12 protein-coding genes, 2 tRNA genes and 1 pseudogene are annotated in these 13,990 nt (G+C 56.7%); 3 read left to right on the forward strand and 12 right to left on the reverse strand.

Annotation, left to right across the window (positions count from 1 at the left end):
* Positions 1–34: 34 nt before the first annotated feature.
* The 11 genes from rpoB to ACZ5K9_RS01080 form a co-directional block, all read right to left on the reverse strand.
* The gene (gene rpoB / locus ACZ5K9_RS01030; RefSeq protein WP_464272576.1) at positions 35–4,153 is read right to left on the reverse strand and encodes a DNA-directed RNA polymerase subunit beta; all 4,119 of its coding nucleotides are present in this window, start codon (positions 4,151–4,153) and stop codon (positions 35–37) included.
* A gap of 164 nt (positions 4,154–4,317) precedes the next feature.
* On the reverse strand, positions 4,318–4,704 hold the full coding sequence (gene rplL / locus ACZ5K9_RS01035) for a 50S ribosomal protein L7/L12 (protein WP_464272577.1): 387 nt from the start codon (positions 4,702–4,704) through the stop codon (positions 4,318–4,320).
* Between the two features lie 21 nt (positions 4,705–4,725).
* A complete protein-coding gene (rplJ, locus tag ACZ5K9_RS01040) occupies positions 4,726–5,247 on the reverse strand; it encodes a 50S ribosomal protein L10 (RefSeq protein WP_464272578.1) in 522 nt (173 codons plus the stop codon).
* Positions 5,248–5,458: 211 nt separating this feature from the next.
* Complete coding sequence (rplA, locus tag ACZ5K9_RS01045) at positions 5,459–6,163, reverse strand: 50S ribosomal protein L1 (RefSeq protein ID WP_464272579.1); 705 nt, start codon at positions 6,161–6,163, stop codon at positions 5,459–5,461.
* Positions 6,164–6,220: 57 nt separating this feature from the next.
* Entirely contained in the window at positions 6,221–6,643 is a 423-nt protein-coding gene (rplK, locus tag ACZ5K9_RS01050; protein WP_464272580.1) for a 50S ribosomal protein L11, read from the reverse strand.
* Positions 6,644–6,728: 85 nt separating this feature from the next.
* A complete protein-coding gene (nusG, locus tag ACZ5K9_RS01055) occupies positions 6,729–7,259 on the reverse strand; it encodes a transcription termination/antitermination protein NusG (RefSeq protein ID WP_464272581.1) in 531 nt (176 codons plus the stop codon).
* A gap of 53 nt (positions 7,260–7,312) precedes the next feature.
* Entirely contained in the window at positions 7,313–7,678 is a 366-nt protein-coding gene (gene secE, locus ACZ5K9_RS01060) for a preprotein translocase subunit SecE (RefSeq protein WP_464272582.1), read from the reverse strand.
* Positions 7,675–7,824 carry a 50S ribosomal protein L33 gene (rpmG, locus tag ACZ5K9_RS01065; RefSeq protein WP_445892712.1) on the reverse strand — a complete coding sequence of 50 codons (150 nt, stop codon included), beginning with the start codon at positions 7,822–7,824 and terminating at the stop codon, positions 7,675–7,677. Before rpmG ends, secE begins: the two co-directional genes overlap by 4 nt.
* Before the next feature lie 43 nt (positions 7,825–7,867).
* Complete coding sequence (gene tuf, locus ACZ5K9_RS01070) at positions 7,868–9,061, reverse strand: elongation factor Tu (protein WP_464272573.1); 1,194 nt, start codon at positions 9,059–9,061, stop codon at positions 7,868–7,870.
* 137 nt (positions 9,062–9,198) lie between these two features.
* Positions 9,199–9,275: transfer RNA gene (locus ACZ5K9_RS01075), tRNA-Thr, on the reverse strand.
* Between the two features lie 111 nt (positions 9,276–9,386).
* Positions 9,387–9,471 (reverse strand) — tRNA-Tyr (locus ACZ5K9_RS01080).
* A gap of 250 nt (positions 9,472–9,721) precedes the next feature.
* Between ACZ5K9_RS01080 and ACZ5K9_RS01085 the strand changes: the two genes are divergently transcribed.
* Both ACZ5K9_RS01085 and ACZ5K9_RS01090 read left to right on the forward strand, forming a co-directional pair.
* The gene (locus ACZ5K9_RS01085) at positions 9,722–10,204 is read left to right on the forward strand and encodes a hypothetical protein (RefSeq protein ID WP_464272583.1); all 483 of its coding nucleotides are present in this window, start codon (positions 9,722–9,724) and stop codon (positions 10,202–10,204) included.
* Positions 10,205–10,213: 9 nt separating this feature from the next.
* Positions 10,214–10,663 carry a hypothetical protein gene (locus ACZ5K9_RS01090; protein ID WP_464272584.1) on the forward strand — a complete coding sequence of 150 codons (450 nt, stop codon included), beginning with the start codon at positions 10,214–10,216 and terminating at the stop codon, positions 10,661–10,663.
* 896 nt (positions 10,664–11,559) lie between these two features.
* Here ACZ5K9_RS01090 and ACZ5K9_RS01095 read toward each other — a convergent pair.
* A pseudogene (locus tag ACZ5K9_RS01095) lies at positions 11,560–12,796 on the reverse strand (IS256 family transposase).
* A gap of 754 nt (positions 12,797–13,550) precedes the next feature.
* Here ACZ5K9_RS01095 and ACZ5K9_RS01100 point away from each other — a divergent pair.
* A complete protein-coding gene (locus ACZ5K9_RS01100) occupies positions 13,551–13,949 on the forward strand; it encodes a transposase (RefSeq protein ID WP_464272585.1) in 399 nt (132 codons plus the stop codon).
* Positions 13,950–13,990: the final 41 nt, after the last annotated feature.

Genomic DNA, 13,990 nt, shown 5'->3' on the forward strand with positions numbered 1-13,990 from the left:
CCGAAAAGGATCCGGACTGAAAGCTGACGCCGATCTATTCCCCTTCGCCTTCCTCTTCGCTCAGCAACTGAACGTCCAAGGCGAGGGCCTGGAGTTCCTTCACGAGGACGTTGAAAGATTCGGGCAAGCCGGCTTCCAACGTATTGTCCCCTTTGACGATCTTTTCGTACATGCGCGTTCTGCCGGCCAGATCGTCAGATTTCACCGTCAGGAACTCCTGAAGGGCGTAAGCCGCCCCGTAAGCCTCCATCGCCCACACTTCCATCTCACCCAACCGTTGGCCGCCGAATTGAGCTTTACCTCCCAGAGGTTGCTGGGTGACCAAAGAATAAGGTCCGATGGATCGGGCATGGATCTTGTCGTCCACCAAGTGGTGGAGTTTGAGCATGTACATGATCCCCACAGTCACGGGCTGATCGAAGGGTTCCCCGGTGCGACCGTCATAGAGGGTGGTCTGACCCGTCTCCGGAAGCCCCGCTTCCTTGAGGAAGTCTCGGATCTCGGCTTCTTCGGCCCCGTCGAAGACCGGCGACGCCACATGGAGTCCCTCTTTGAGGTGGGGGACGAGTGCCTGAAGATGGGATGGTTCTGCGTCCTTAAAGTAGCTGTCGAATTCCAGCTGGTTGTAAATGCGCCGCAGTTTCTCTGCCAAGGTTTCCTTTTCTTTATAGGATTCGATGAGACGCGCCAGTTGCTCTCCCAGACCCTTGGCCGCCCAACCCAAATGGGTTTCCATCACCTGGCCCACGTTCATACGCGAAGGAACGCCGAGGGGATTGAGCACGATGTCCACAGGAGTCCCGTCGGCAAAATAGGGCATGTCTTCGATGGGCAATATCCTGGAGACGACACCCTTGTTCCCGTGCCGACCTGCCATTTTATCACCGACCTGCAACTTGCGCTTCACGGCAACGTAGACTTTCACCATCTTGATGACGCCGGGAGGCAGTTCGTCCCCTTTTTTCAATTTGTTGATCTTTTCCTCGAACAAGGACCGTACCAGTTCCACCTGTTCGCGGTAGTGGTCCGTGATGTGCTCCACCTCCATGGTCAAGGCCGGATCCTCGGCGGCCTGCAACTGATTCCAAAACCGGCTGGGAAGATCCAGAAGCACCTCGTCCGTGATGGGGTCGCCCTTTTTCACATAGACCTTCTTGCCGTCCTTGATAGTCACCGCAGACGTTTTTCCGGCGAAAAGCGCCGCAATGCGCTTGGCGACACTCTTTCGGATGATCTCCAACTCGTCGCGCTGATCCTTTTCCAGGCGGGCGATCTCCTCGTCCTCGATCATCCGGGTGCGCTCATCCTTGTCCACGCCTTTTCGGGAAAAGACCTTGGCGTCGATCACAATGCCTTCAACGCCCGGGGGCACCCGCAACGACGTGTCTTTGACGTCGCTGGCCTTCTCTCCGAAAATGGCCCGAAGGAGCTTTTCCTCCGGGGTGAGTTGGCTCTCCCCTTTGGGGGTGACCTTCCCCACAAGGATGTCGTTGTGGCGGATATAGGCGCCGATACGGACAATGCCGCTGTCGTCCAAATTCTTCAGGGCTTCCTCGCCCACGTTCGGGATATCCCTGGTGATCTCTTCCTTGCCGAGTTTTGTGTCCCGCGCCAGCACTTCGAATTCTTCGATATGGATGGAGGTGAAAACGTCATCGCGGACAATGCGCTCGCTCACCAAGATGGAATCCTCAAAATTGTATCCGCCCCAGCTCATGAAAGCGATCATGACGTTCCGGCCTAAGGCCAGCTCGCCGTGGTCCGTTGAGGCTCCATCCGCAATGATTTGACCTTTGCGCACGGTCTGACCGGCGCGGACTAAAGGCTTTTGGTTCAGGCACGTGTTCTGGTTCGACCGTTTGAACTTGATGAGTTTGTAGATGTCTACACCGCTGTCCCGAGTGCTTTCCGTCTCCTCGGCCCGGACCACGATGCGGGTGGCATCGACGTATTCCACAATGCCGTCCCTTTTGGCCACAATGACCACACCGCTGTCCCGGGCGACGATGCGTTCCATGCCCGTGCCGACCAAAGGAGCTCGGGTTTGGATCAGCGGCACAGCCTGGCGCTGCATGTTGGAACCCATGAGGGCCCGGTTGGCGTCGTCATGCTCCAAGAAGGGGATCAAAGAAGCCGACACGCTGACCAGCTGGTTGGGGGACACGTCCATGTAACGAATCTCTTCCGGAGGAACCAACATGAACTCACCAGCCACCCGAGCGGACACTTCATCGCGGACGAATCGCCCCTGATCGTCCAACGGGGCATTGGCCTGGGCGATGGGGTACTCCTTTTCTTCCATGGCCGTGAGGTACACGACGTCCTTGCCGACCTTTCCATCCTGGGCCACCCGGTACGGGGTTTCGATAAACCCGTAGGGGTTCACGCGAGCATAGGTGGACAGGGAGACGATGAGGCCGATATTGGGGCCTTCCGGGGTCTCAATGGGGCAAATGCGACCGTAATGGGTCGGGTGGACGTCCCGCACTTCAAAACCGGCACGTTCACGGGTGAGTCCCCCCGGCCCCAAGGCGCTCAGCCGCCTCTTGTGCGTGACCTCGGAAAGGGGATTCGTCTGGTCCATAAACTGCGACAACTGACTGGTGCCGAAAAACTCTTTGACCACCGCGGAAACCGGTTTGGCGTTGATGAGGTCGTGGGGCATCAGGGCCTCGATTTCCGCCAGGCTCATGCGCTCCTTGATGGCCCGTTCCATGCGCACCAATCCGATGCGATACTGGTTTTCCAGCAATTCGCCCACCGCCCGGACCCGCCGGTTGCCCAGGTTGTCGATGTCGTCCACAGGACCCTGGGTTTCCTTGAGGTAAATCAGACGCCGGACCGCTTCCAGGATGTCTTCTCGGGTGAGGGTCCGCTGGTCGAGCGGAAAGTTCAGACCCAACTGATGATTGAGCTTTAACCGGCCCACTTCGGATAAGTCGTACTGTTCCGGGGTGAAAAAGAGGCTTTTGAAGTATTCGGTGGCCACCTCTTCCGTGGGCGGGTTGCTCGGTCGCATGCGCCGATAGATTTCGAGGAGCGCATCTTTTCGGCTGGTCACCTTGTCCTGCAACAGCGTATTGCGGAAAGCCGGACTGACGTCCTGTCCCTGCAAGTGGAGCAATTCGAGCTCGGTGATGCCTTTTTCCAAGAACAACTCGAGGTGGCTCTGGGTGATCTCTTCGTTACATTCGGCGATGATTTCCCCGGTGCTGTAATCGATGACATCGTGGGCCAGCACCTGTCCGATGATTTCCTCGGTCTTCATGGGCAGGCGTTGGATGCCCAGTTCTTCCAAGCTCCTCAGCAACTTCTTGCCGAGCTTCCGGCCTTTCTTGACGATCACATCGCCGGTGAGGGGGTTTTTGATGTCTGCAGGAGCTTTCGTGCCTTCCAGGGTCTCTTTGTTCAATTCTTTTTCGGCGTTTTCGGCGTCGATCAAGAAGACTCTCTCGCTGCGGTAGAAATAGTTGAGGAGCTCTTCGGTCGTGTAGCCCAAAGCCTTCAGAAACACCGTGGCGGGAAGTTTGCGCCGCCTGTCGATCCGCACATAGAGGATGTCCTTCGGGTCGAACTCAAAGTCCAACCACGATCCACGTAAAGGGATGACCCGGGCGGAGTAGAGAATCTTGCCGCTGGAGTGGGTTTTGCCTCGATCGTGGTCAAAGAAAATCCCCGGCGACCGATGGAGCTGACTCACGATGACGCGTTCGGTGCCGTTGATGATAAAGGTGCCGTTTTCGGTCATCATGGGCAGGGTGCCGAAGTAGATTTCCTGCTCCTTGATGTCCCGCACGGATCGGTGCCCGTTTTCCTTATCCACATCGAAGACCACCAACCGCACGACGATCTTCAGGGGGGCTTCGTAAGTCATTCCGCGAGCGAGGCATTCCTCGACGTCGTACTTGATCTCCCCGAAGCTGTACTGGGCGAACTGAAGGGAAGCCGTCTGGCTGAAATCTTCGATGGGGAAGACACTCTCGAAGACTTCCTGCAGGCCCTTCCTCGCCCGCTGTTCGGGTTTCACGCCCATTTGCAAAAATCCCGCGTAGGATTCTTTCTGCATCTGGATAAGGTTCGGGATGTCCACAATCTTTTTGATCTTCCCGAAACTCTTCCGGACCCGATACTCTTGGCTCAAAGCTGTAGCCATGATATCTCCTGCAACTCTTGGGAAATCACGTCACCTCTTCACAAGGGCGACAAAGCCACCTCGATCCCTTGGGACCTTCGGTGGCACCACAATCTCAAAAGGCAAAAATCGGAAGCCCCACGAAAGCGGGACTTCCGATGCGGCGTGCCGGGGGAATCCACCCACTATTTGATTTCCACGGTCGCCCCGGCTTCCGTGAGTTTCTTGGCGATTTCTTCGGCTTCGGCCTTCGGGATCCCCTCCTTGACCACTCCAGGGAGGTTTTCCACCAAGTCCTTGGCTTCCTTGAGACCCAGATTGGTCACCGCGCGGACTTCCTTAATGACATTGATCTTCTTGTCGCCGACGGCGGTGATGACCACGTCAAACTCTGTCTTTTCTTCCACCGGAGCCGCTTCGGCACCGGGCGCCGCCGCCACGGCGGCCACGGCCACCGGAGCCGCCGCGCTCACACCAAACCGATCTTCCAACTCCTTCACCAGCTGGCTCAGTTCCAGCACGGTCATGTTTTCAATAAACTTGATGACATCTTCCTTGGTAATTTCCGACATGCGAATTGTCCTCCTTGCGCCCTATGCGTTTTCTCTTTCCCGTTGAATGGCGGCCAGCACGCCCACAAAGGCCCGCGGCACACCGCTGAGCACCCGCACCAACGCGGTCGGCACGGCGTGAAGCGTCCCCAGGAGTTTGGCGAGGAGTTCTTCCCGGGACGGCAGTTCCGCCAGAGCCAGCACGTCGTCCACGGAAAGCACCTGGGAGCCCAGCACCCCACCCTTCACCTTGAACTTGTCGTTCTGCTTTCCAAAAGCTTTCAGAATCTTGGCCGGAACACTGGGGTCGTCGTAGGCGATGGCCACGGCGTTGGTCCCCTTCAACAAGGGTTCCACGACCTCGGCCCCTGTCCCCTTTGCGGCGATACGCATCAGCGTATTTTTGACAACCTTGAATTCCACCCCTTTTTCGGCCAGGTTGTCGCGCAGGGTGGTGATTTCGGCCACACTCAAGCCCTTGAAATCCGTCAGGATGGCGGCGCTCGCCCGCTGGAGTTTCTCATGGAGCTCAGCGACCAGTTGCTCTTTCTTCGCCCTATCCAAGTTGCCTCATCCCTCCTTTCCTCTGCCGGCGTGCTTTCCTCAACGCATGGTGCGCATAGATCGGATCCCGTTGGTCTTTTCACCACCTCGGTAGGCTCCGTCCGGCGGAGTCCTTCTGTCCAGACGGAATTAAACACCTTCCCGATGTACCTACGGTCTCAGATGCGTGAAAGCACCCAACGGCAGTTTTTGAGTTTCCACCTCCCGGCTCTTAGCCCAGGATGGTTTTCACGGCCAGGGGATCGATGCGGATGCCCGGCCCCATGGTCGTGGAGATGGCGATCCCTCGGAGATACGTCCCCTTGGCGGCCGAGGGTTTCAAACGAATGAGCGTATCGATAAAGGTGGAGATGTTTTGCATGAGCTTTTCCGGGCCGAAGGAGACTTTGCCCATGGGGGCGTGGACAATGCCCGTCTTTTCCACGCGGAAGTCCACCTTCCCCGCTTTGATTTCCTGGACCACCTTGGCCACATCAAAGGTTACGGTCCCCAGTTTGGCGTTGGGCATGAGTCCCCGCGGGCCGAGGATCTTTCCGATCTTGCCCACTTGGCCCATCATGTCCGGGGTGGCCACAGCCTTGTCGAACTCCATCCAGCCTTCCTTGATCTTTTCGATGAGCTCTTCTCCACCGGCCACATCGGCCCCGGCGTCCAGCGCCTCTTTGACCTTTTCGCCTTTGGCGAAAACGGCGACCCGCACCACCTTTCCCAATCCATTGGGCAGGACGACGGTACCTCGAACCATCTGGTCCGCATGACGAGGATCCACCCCCAACTTGACGGCAATATCCAGCGTCTCGTCAAAGGACGCGTACGCACACTGGAGCGCCAGATTGAGGCCTTCTTCGAATGTATAGCGCTTGGTGCGATCGACTTTTTCAAGCGCAGCGCGATATTTTTTCCCTCGCTTCGGCATTTCCTTTTCTCCAACCGACGGACTCTGTCGCCCAAATGGGTCGCGACAGCCAACGAGTTATTCGATGACGATGCCCATACTGCGAGCTGTTCCTTCAATGGTTCGGATCGCCGCGTCCAGGTCACGGGCATTGAGGTCGGGCATCTTCAGCTTGGCGATTTCTTCCACTTGGGCCTTGGTCACCTTGCCCACCTTGTCGCGGTTCGGTTCGCTGGAACCCTTGGCGATCTTCGCCGCTTTCTTCAAGAGCACCGAGGCCGGCGGTGTCTTGGTGATAAAAGTGAAGGAGCGGTCCCCGTAGACCGTGATGATGACGGGAATGATCATGCCTTCCTGACCCTGGGTTCGGGCATTGAAGGCCTTGCAGAACTCCATGATGTTCACGCCGTGCTGACCAAGGGCCGGCCCCACAGGCGGAGACGGGTTGGCTTGCCCCGCGGGAATCTGGAGTTTAACGTTCGCGATTACTTTCTTTGCCATCTTGGATTGACTCCCCTATCCTCTCCTATCCGTTGAGCTACCTGTGCGCCACAGAGCAGGCCGGGCGCCCGCGGTCGCCACTCCCCTACAGGCGATGGACCTGAACATAGTCCAATTCCACCGGGGTGGAACGGCCGAAAATGGTCACCAGGACCCGGACCTTGCCCTTTTCGGGAATCACCTGGTCCACAATGCCGTTAAAACTGGCAAAGGGTCCGTCCACCACACGCACTTCATCGCCTTTTTCGAACTGGTATTTCGGTCGAGGCTTCTGGACCCCTTCCTCCATCTGCTGGATAATCGCCTGGGCTTCCTCTTCACTGAGCGGGATGGGTTTCTCTTGGCTCCCGATGAAGCCGGTCACTTTGGGCGTGTGGCGGACCAAATGCCACGTGTCGTCGTTGAGTTCCATCTGGACCAGAATGTAGCCCGGATAGAACTTGCGCGAGGAAGACCGGGGTTGTCCCTTGACAAGTTCCACGACTTTCTCGGTAGGCACGAGGATTTCCCCGAAGAACTCGCTCTTCCCCTCCGCCTTTATCCGCTCCAAAAGGCTCTTCTTCACCTTTTGCTCAAATCCCGAATAGGTATGGACAATGTACCACTGCTTCGCCACGCCTCAAATCTCCCGCTGACTCCAGGCTGTGTCCGCGCTGGGGCGTCGTCGCCTCAGCCGATCAGAAACCGGACAAACCGCGCCAGAATGAAGTCCACAATGCCCAAATAGATCCCGCAAAGGATCACGATAATGACCACCACGGAGGTCGAACCGATGGTTTCTTTGCGGGACGGCCAAACGACCTTTCGGAGCTCGTAGACCACCTCACGCAAATACGTCTGAAAACGCGTCCAGAGATTCGGCTCGGTCGGCCCGGTTTTTCGTGGTGCCTTCTTTTTGAGGGCCGCCTCTTTGCCTTCCCCGGACCCGTCCTTGGTTTTTTTCACCGGGACCTTCTTGTTGGTCTCCACGGCCCGTCTGCCTTCGTCCACGCCGCGATCCGCCATGTGCGCCTTCATTGTCTTGACTGCGTTCACTTGGTTTCCTTATGAACCGTATGAGCGTTGCAGAACTTGCAGTATTTTCGAAAACTCAGACGGTCCGGGGTTGTTTTCTTGTTTTTCGTGGTCGTGTAATTGCGCCGTTTGCATTCCTGGCACGCTAGAGTGACCAATACTCGCATCGTCTTTCACCTTTTCTATCCCCGGCCCGTGTGGGCCGTGGACTTACTCGATGATATCGGTGACCACGCCGGCGCCCACGGTGCGTCCGCCTTCGCGGATGGCAAACCGAAGCTCCTTCTCCAACGCCACCGGCGCAATCAAATGCACTTCCATGTTCACGTTGTCCCCGGGCATCACCATCTCCACCCCCTCGGGCAACGTCACCACTCCCGTCACATCCGTCGTCCGAAAATAAAACTGCGGCCGATACCCAGGGAAAAACGGCGTGTGCCGACCCCCTTCCTCCTTCTTCAACACATACACCTCGGCCTTGAACTTCGTGTGCGGCGTGATGCTCCCAGGTTTGGCCACCACCTGCCCCCGCTCCACCTCGTCGCGCTTGATCCCCCGTAACAACACCCCAATGTTGTCCCCGGCTTCCCCGCGATCCAAGGTCTTGCGAAACATCTCCACGCCCGTACACACCGTCTTCATCGTCGGCCGAAAACCAACGATCTCCACCTCATCGCCCACCGAAATCACCCCACGCTCCACGCGGCCCGTCACCACCGTCCCACGACCGCTGATGCTGAACACATCCTCGATGGGCATCAAAAACGGCTTGTCAATGTCACGCACCGGATCCGGAATGTAACTGTCCACCGCATCCATCAACTCAAAAATCGGCGCCGCCTCCGGGGCCGACGGATCATCACACTCCAACGCCTTCAACGCCGACCCCTTCACGATCGGCACATCATCCCCAGGAAACCCGTACTTGCTCAACAACTCCCGAAGCTCCAGCTCCACCAACTCAATCAGCTCGGGATCATCCACCATGTCCACCTTGTTCAAAAACACCACGATGTTCGGCACCCCTACCTGACGCGCCAACAAAATGTGCTCCCGGGTCTGCGGCATCGGCCCATCATCGGCCGCCACCACCAATATCGCCCCGTCCATCTGCGCCGCACCCGTGATCATGTTCTTGATATAGTCCGCATGCCCAGGACAATCCACATGCGCATAATGCCGCTTGTCCGTCTCATACTCCACATGCGCCGTCGCAATCGTGATCCCACGCTCCCGCTCCTCCGGCGCCTTGTCAATCTGATCAAACGGCACAAACTCCGCCTTCCCCCGAAGCGACAGCTGCTTCGTGATCGCCGCCGTCAACGTCGTCTTCCCATGGTCAATGTGACCAATGGTCCCCACATTCACGTGCGGCTTCGTCCGCTCAAACTTCTTCTTCGCCATCGCACTTCCTCCTCACGTCAAAGGTCGGTCTTTCACTGTGGCCAATCTGGTTCTCTCAATCCTGTACTTCGAGACGCATAAACCGAACGGCGGGGAGTCTGTGGCAGAAGGCGCCCCCCAGGAAGCTCCAAAAAAAATGGAGCCCACGACCGGGCTCGAACCGGTGAACCTCTTCCTTACCAAGGAAGTGCTCTACCTCCTGAGCTACGTGGGCTCACGCCTCAAGGGGCGGACATACATGACGGGATTGTGCTCGAATATGACATGCAGTTCGAACGACAATGGCCCGCGTCGGCTGCCACTATCTCCTACATGTTTTCGGTGATGGTGGAGAGGGGAGGATTCGAACCTCCGAAGGCGTCGCCGGCAGATTTACAGTCTGCTCCCTTTGGCCACTCGGGAACCTCTCCCCAATCAAACCGTCTTGCCGCTTTCCTACCCGGGTGCGAGAGCAGCCCTGCCTATCACACCGCGTCGGCAAAGGCAAGCAAAAAGTGCACCCGGTCCATTGGGCTGGAGCTGGCGGTGGGATTCGAACCCGCATCGATTTCATTACAAACCCAGGGAAAAGGCGTCAAGTTCTTTTTCATGCGTTTGATTTCACATAACATTTGGCCAAAACCGAACCTGAGGCTCGGAAAGTGGTTCAAGGGATACACCGTGAAAACGGTGGCGATGGAAAGCACGGGGGAGTCCAGCATTCTACTGTTCCGTGAGTTGGACCGGCAGCGATTCGAGCGCCTGCTCATCAGTTCGCGCTCGTTGCGACGCCTGCCTGGGAAGAAGAGCAACATCCGGGATGCGCAGCGGATCAAAACCCTGCAAAGTTCCGCCCTGCCGGAAAGCTCCTTCCGACCGCAGGGGGTTTTGGTCCGCTTGAGGACCCTGCTGCGTCATCGCGGTGAGTTGGTGAATCACCGCTCGCCGCACGTCCAGCACATGGAGAAGGCATTGTTACCGACGGTCGTCCAACTCCCGCAGGCGGTGAGCGATATCACGGGGCGGACAGGACAGGCGATCCTGAGCGCCGTCGTTACCGGAGAGCGCAAGGCGCAGAAGTCGGCGCCACTGCGAGGTAGGGACTGCAAGAAGAGCGAAGAGGATATTGCCACAATTGCCAGAGCGCTGAGGGGGACGTGGTGAGAGGAATACTTGTTCATCCTCACGCAGGCAGTGGAATTGTACGACTACGACACGCCGCAGACTAAAGCTTGCGACGCGGAGATCGAGCGGATGTCGGCGTTGACGCGCCCGGAATGGGAGGCAGGGGAGTTGAAGCCGCTTTCGACGCGCACGCGCAACTCGCACAGCAACAATGCACCGAAAAAGCAAGAGAAGATTCGCGCTCACTTGAAACGCATCACTTTGGAAACAGTTGGAGGGCTAATGAATTTACACAAAACCGTTGACACTACCGAGAGAACTTCGTCGAGGGCACGAAAGGCGGGACTGGAGCCCGACTCCATCGACGAGCATCTTGTCGCCGAAGTGAGCCACGCAGGGAATGTGGACGAGCTCAGAGCCCTCAAGTCCCGAGACCACACCGCCTGGGGCAAGGGTGCTGTTGGCTTCATGTATTTCGATTGCTGTTCTCCTTCATAGGTCGTGTGTGACGGGTCTTACGTTGTGGTCAGCCGCCTGCTTCAGGGTTTCGTGGGCAACGGGTCAAATCACTCACACCACACAGCACACTTCTCTCGCGTTCGGAGGTTCAAAATGACGGCACTTGTGCATACCCCGTATGGGCTCCCTTCCAGAAAAATAACGGGATCTCCTTCCTCCATATCAAAGCAGTATGTCTTCGCCTCGAACTTTTCGCCGTTGATGATGAAGAACTCGTCGTTATGTGAGACTTCAATTTCGTAAGAACCTGCGCGCCAATTCAGTCGCGGAACCCTGCCTCCAGCAGGCAATGGCGATCCCGCGATCACGGGAGGCGGCGCAGGTGCGAGATGTGGCACACCCTCCATCCCGGCCGCGGCGCTTGCCTCACGGCTGAGGCAGGAACGATAAAGCGACGGAGGTAGTAATTTTGAGCATGCTTGCCGCACCCAAGCTTGCTTTTCTGGCGAAAGGTTTGACAGCGATGGGATTCCGGCGGCTAATGCGTCCAGTTCTCGATTTAGACAAGGAATAGCAAGGCTGGGCCCGAGTGTCCTGGGACAGCTGCTGAGGATCCAATTTCGCTCTTCGGTCGAAAGCTTCGAGAGATCAGGTACACCGTGCGAAAGTGCTCTCACCTCTCGCCTGATACAGTCATTCCATAAAGATGGACCAAGGATCTTGGGACACGACTGGTGCACCCATGCTTGAGACTCTGGGGAAAGAGTGGCCAAGAGCGCCTCAGGCGTTTGAGCAAGCGCTGGGGCCGAGGCGACAAGCAAGACCAACAACATTGTTTGTGCACGCATCGTTGCCTCCTCGTTCGAGTTAAGCGATTTTTAGTTCACCATGAGGGGCGGGGGCAAGGGTAGTGTCCACAGTTTTCTGTAAATTCCTTACCCCTCCAACTGCTTCCAAAGGGGAAGATTTTTAGCGACTTTTCCGAGAGGATTGGACCTCCAGTGCAGCTCCATCTTCAATGCAATGAATGCGAGGAGTGTGGAGCAGGGTTGCTCACCTGCCACGATCTCCATCGGCCTGGTTCTTCTCCGAAACTCTTTATTCAGCCTTTCGATGATGTTGGTGGTTCGAAGAGAGATCCATTCTTCTACAGGGAAGTGGAAGAAGGTCAGGCACGCATCCAGGCTCTTCTCCAGACATTTCACCGCGGATGGGATAGGCTTTTCCCATCTTTCCTTGAATTCCTTAGAGCTCCCGGACCTTGTCCCGAGAGGAGGCATAGAAGATGGACCTCATCCCGTCTGCCACCTCTTGTGTGAACTTCTGAGGAACCTTGGCTGGAACGTTTCGGGCCACATGAATCTGGCAGCGCTGGATCTTCGCTTTGGGAAACTCTTCCTTAAAGACGGCCTCCAGCCCCGGCAGCCCATCCATCACTCCCAAAGTGATCCTGGAAGCCTCAAGGCCTCTTCTTTTAACATCTTTGAAGAACTCTCTCCAGGTGGGGGCCGATTCCTTGTCTCCCGCCTGCAGCCCAAGCACAAACCGGCACCCCTGCTCGGTCACTCCAATGACAACGAGCACGGGGACCTTCTCTATGGAATCTCCCATCCTCAGAGCGAAGTTGACCCCGTCGACGAACAGATACTTTACCGGCTCTTTTCAGAGGTCCCTGTTTCTCCACTTCTCCACGGCTTCTTTAAGCTCACCGTTTGCCTGGCTGATCTCGGTGTGGGAGATCTTTCTTCCCACGAGCCGCTCGGTCATCATGGCTGGAGTCCGTGTGCTCACCCCACCCAGAAACATCAGGCACAAATCGTTGGCTCTCTCGCTCTCATAGGGCTTCGAACGGGGAAGAACCTGCGTGTGGTCCTCACCGTTTCTCTCCCGAAGAACCTGGGTCGAAACCTCCCTTATCCCCTTGAGAGTCAATCTTCTTTCGTAGTAGCCGTTTCGGGAGTTGGCGGCTCCCGGCTCCGCCTCACCCGCATCTTTCCTCTCGTAGGCCTTTCTTCCGAGAAAATGGGTGAGCTTGGCATTCATCATCTCAGAAAGATCCCGTCCAACTCTTTCCTTTACATCCAGCCGAACCATCTGGAATATCTGCTCCGGGTTTTGCCGAATCTCTTTGAAAATGCTTACCACCTCGGGTACACTGATCTCGATTCTCATTGGGCGCTTTTCCTTTCTTTGAGGTTGTTGTTGGCGAAACCCTCTCTTAACGGAAAAGCGCCCTTTTTTCTACTGCTTAGAATTTACACAAAAGATCTTACACCACCCGGGAAGGTCTGTATTCATCGCATTTGACCACCTGGCGCAGGAAACGAGACGAGGGGCGGCTGAAAGCATTGTCTCCCCGAAAACGGGGTCGAAAACCGAACCCGGACAGTGATCTCGCAAAACGGGTAGCCCAATTGGAGCGGGAAAATCAACGCTTCAGAGATCAAATCAAGAAGGCGCAGACGATCATCGAAGTTCAAAAAAAATCTCAGGTCTAATGGGAATTCCCCAGCCCAATCACGACACCGACGGGAGCACCTCATGGAAGCGGCGACCCAATTGCGAACCGAGGTGGGAACCGTCCGGCTTGTGATGCCTTGGGCATTGCCCGAGCAACCTTCTGTCGTAGACTGAAACCCGCAATGGCAGAGGCCGATCGCCCGGCTCCGCCGTTGGCTCTTTCGGATCAGGAAAGGCAAACGGTGATAGAGCTGCTCCATTGTGAGAGATTTCAAGATGATGCTCCTCGCCAGGTCTTTGCGTGCCTGCTCGATGAGGGAGCCGACCACTGCTTGGTGCGCACTATGTATCGAATTCTCAAAGACGACCATGGGGCCGTCAAGGAGCGTCGCCGGCAGGTGCAGCGCCCCGTTTACGAGAAGCCCGAGAGGTTTGGTCGTGGGACATCACAAAATTGTTGGGGCCCGTGAAGTGGACCTATTACTACCTATACGTGATCATGGACATTTTCAGCCGCTACGTGGTGGGATGGATGGTTGCCCACCGGAAGAGCGCGACCCTGGCAAAGAGGCTCATTGAGGAGACCTGCGAGAAGCAGCGGATTGTTCGCGGCCGACTCACAGTTCATGCGGATCGGGGTTCGTCCATGACCTCAAAGTGTGTTGCTCAGCTGCTATCGGATCTAGGGGTCGCCAAAACCCACAGCCGGCCTCACCTCAGCAATGACAATCCCTATTCGGAAGCCCAGTTCAAGACCCTCAAGTACTGCCCGCAATTTCCAGGACGTTTCGGCTCCATCGAGGATGCCCGATCTTTTTGCCGGGATTTTTTCACCTGGTACAACCGAGAACCTGGTTACACCTGAGCAGTTCTATTACGGATTGGCGCCCCAAACAGTGGGCCATC

It is taken from the genome of Desulfosoma profundi (assembly GCF_055387865.1).

Excerpts from the sequence above, each read along its gene's own strand:
- rpoB (WP_464272576.1), bottom strand. The coding sequence starts at position 4,153 with ATGGCTACAGCTTTGAGCCAAGAGTATCGGGTCCGGAAGAGTTTCGGG.
- rplL (WP_464272577.1), bottom strand. The coding sequence starts at position 4,704 with ATGTCGGAAATTACCAAGGAAGATGTCATCAAGTTTATTGAAAACATG.
- rplA (WP_464272579.1), bottom strand. The coding sequence starts at position 6,163 with ATGCCGAAGCGAGGGAAAAAATATCGCGCTGCGCTTGAAAAAGTCGAT.
- rplK (WP_464272580.1), bottom strand. The coding sequence starts at position 6,643 with ATGGCAAAGAAAGTAATCGCGAACGTTAAACTCCAGATTCCCGCGGGG.
- rpmG (WP_445892712.1), bottom strand. The coding sequence starts at position 7,824 with ATGCGAGTATTGGTCACTCTAGCGTGCCAGGAATGCAAACGGCGCAAT.
- tuf (WP_464272573.1), bottom strand. The coding sequence starts at position 9,061 with ATGGCGAAGAAGAAGTTTGAGCGGACGAAGCCGCACGTGAATGTGGGG.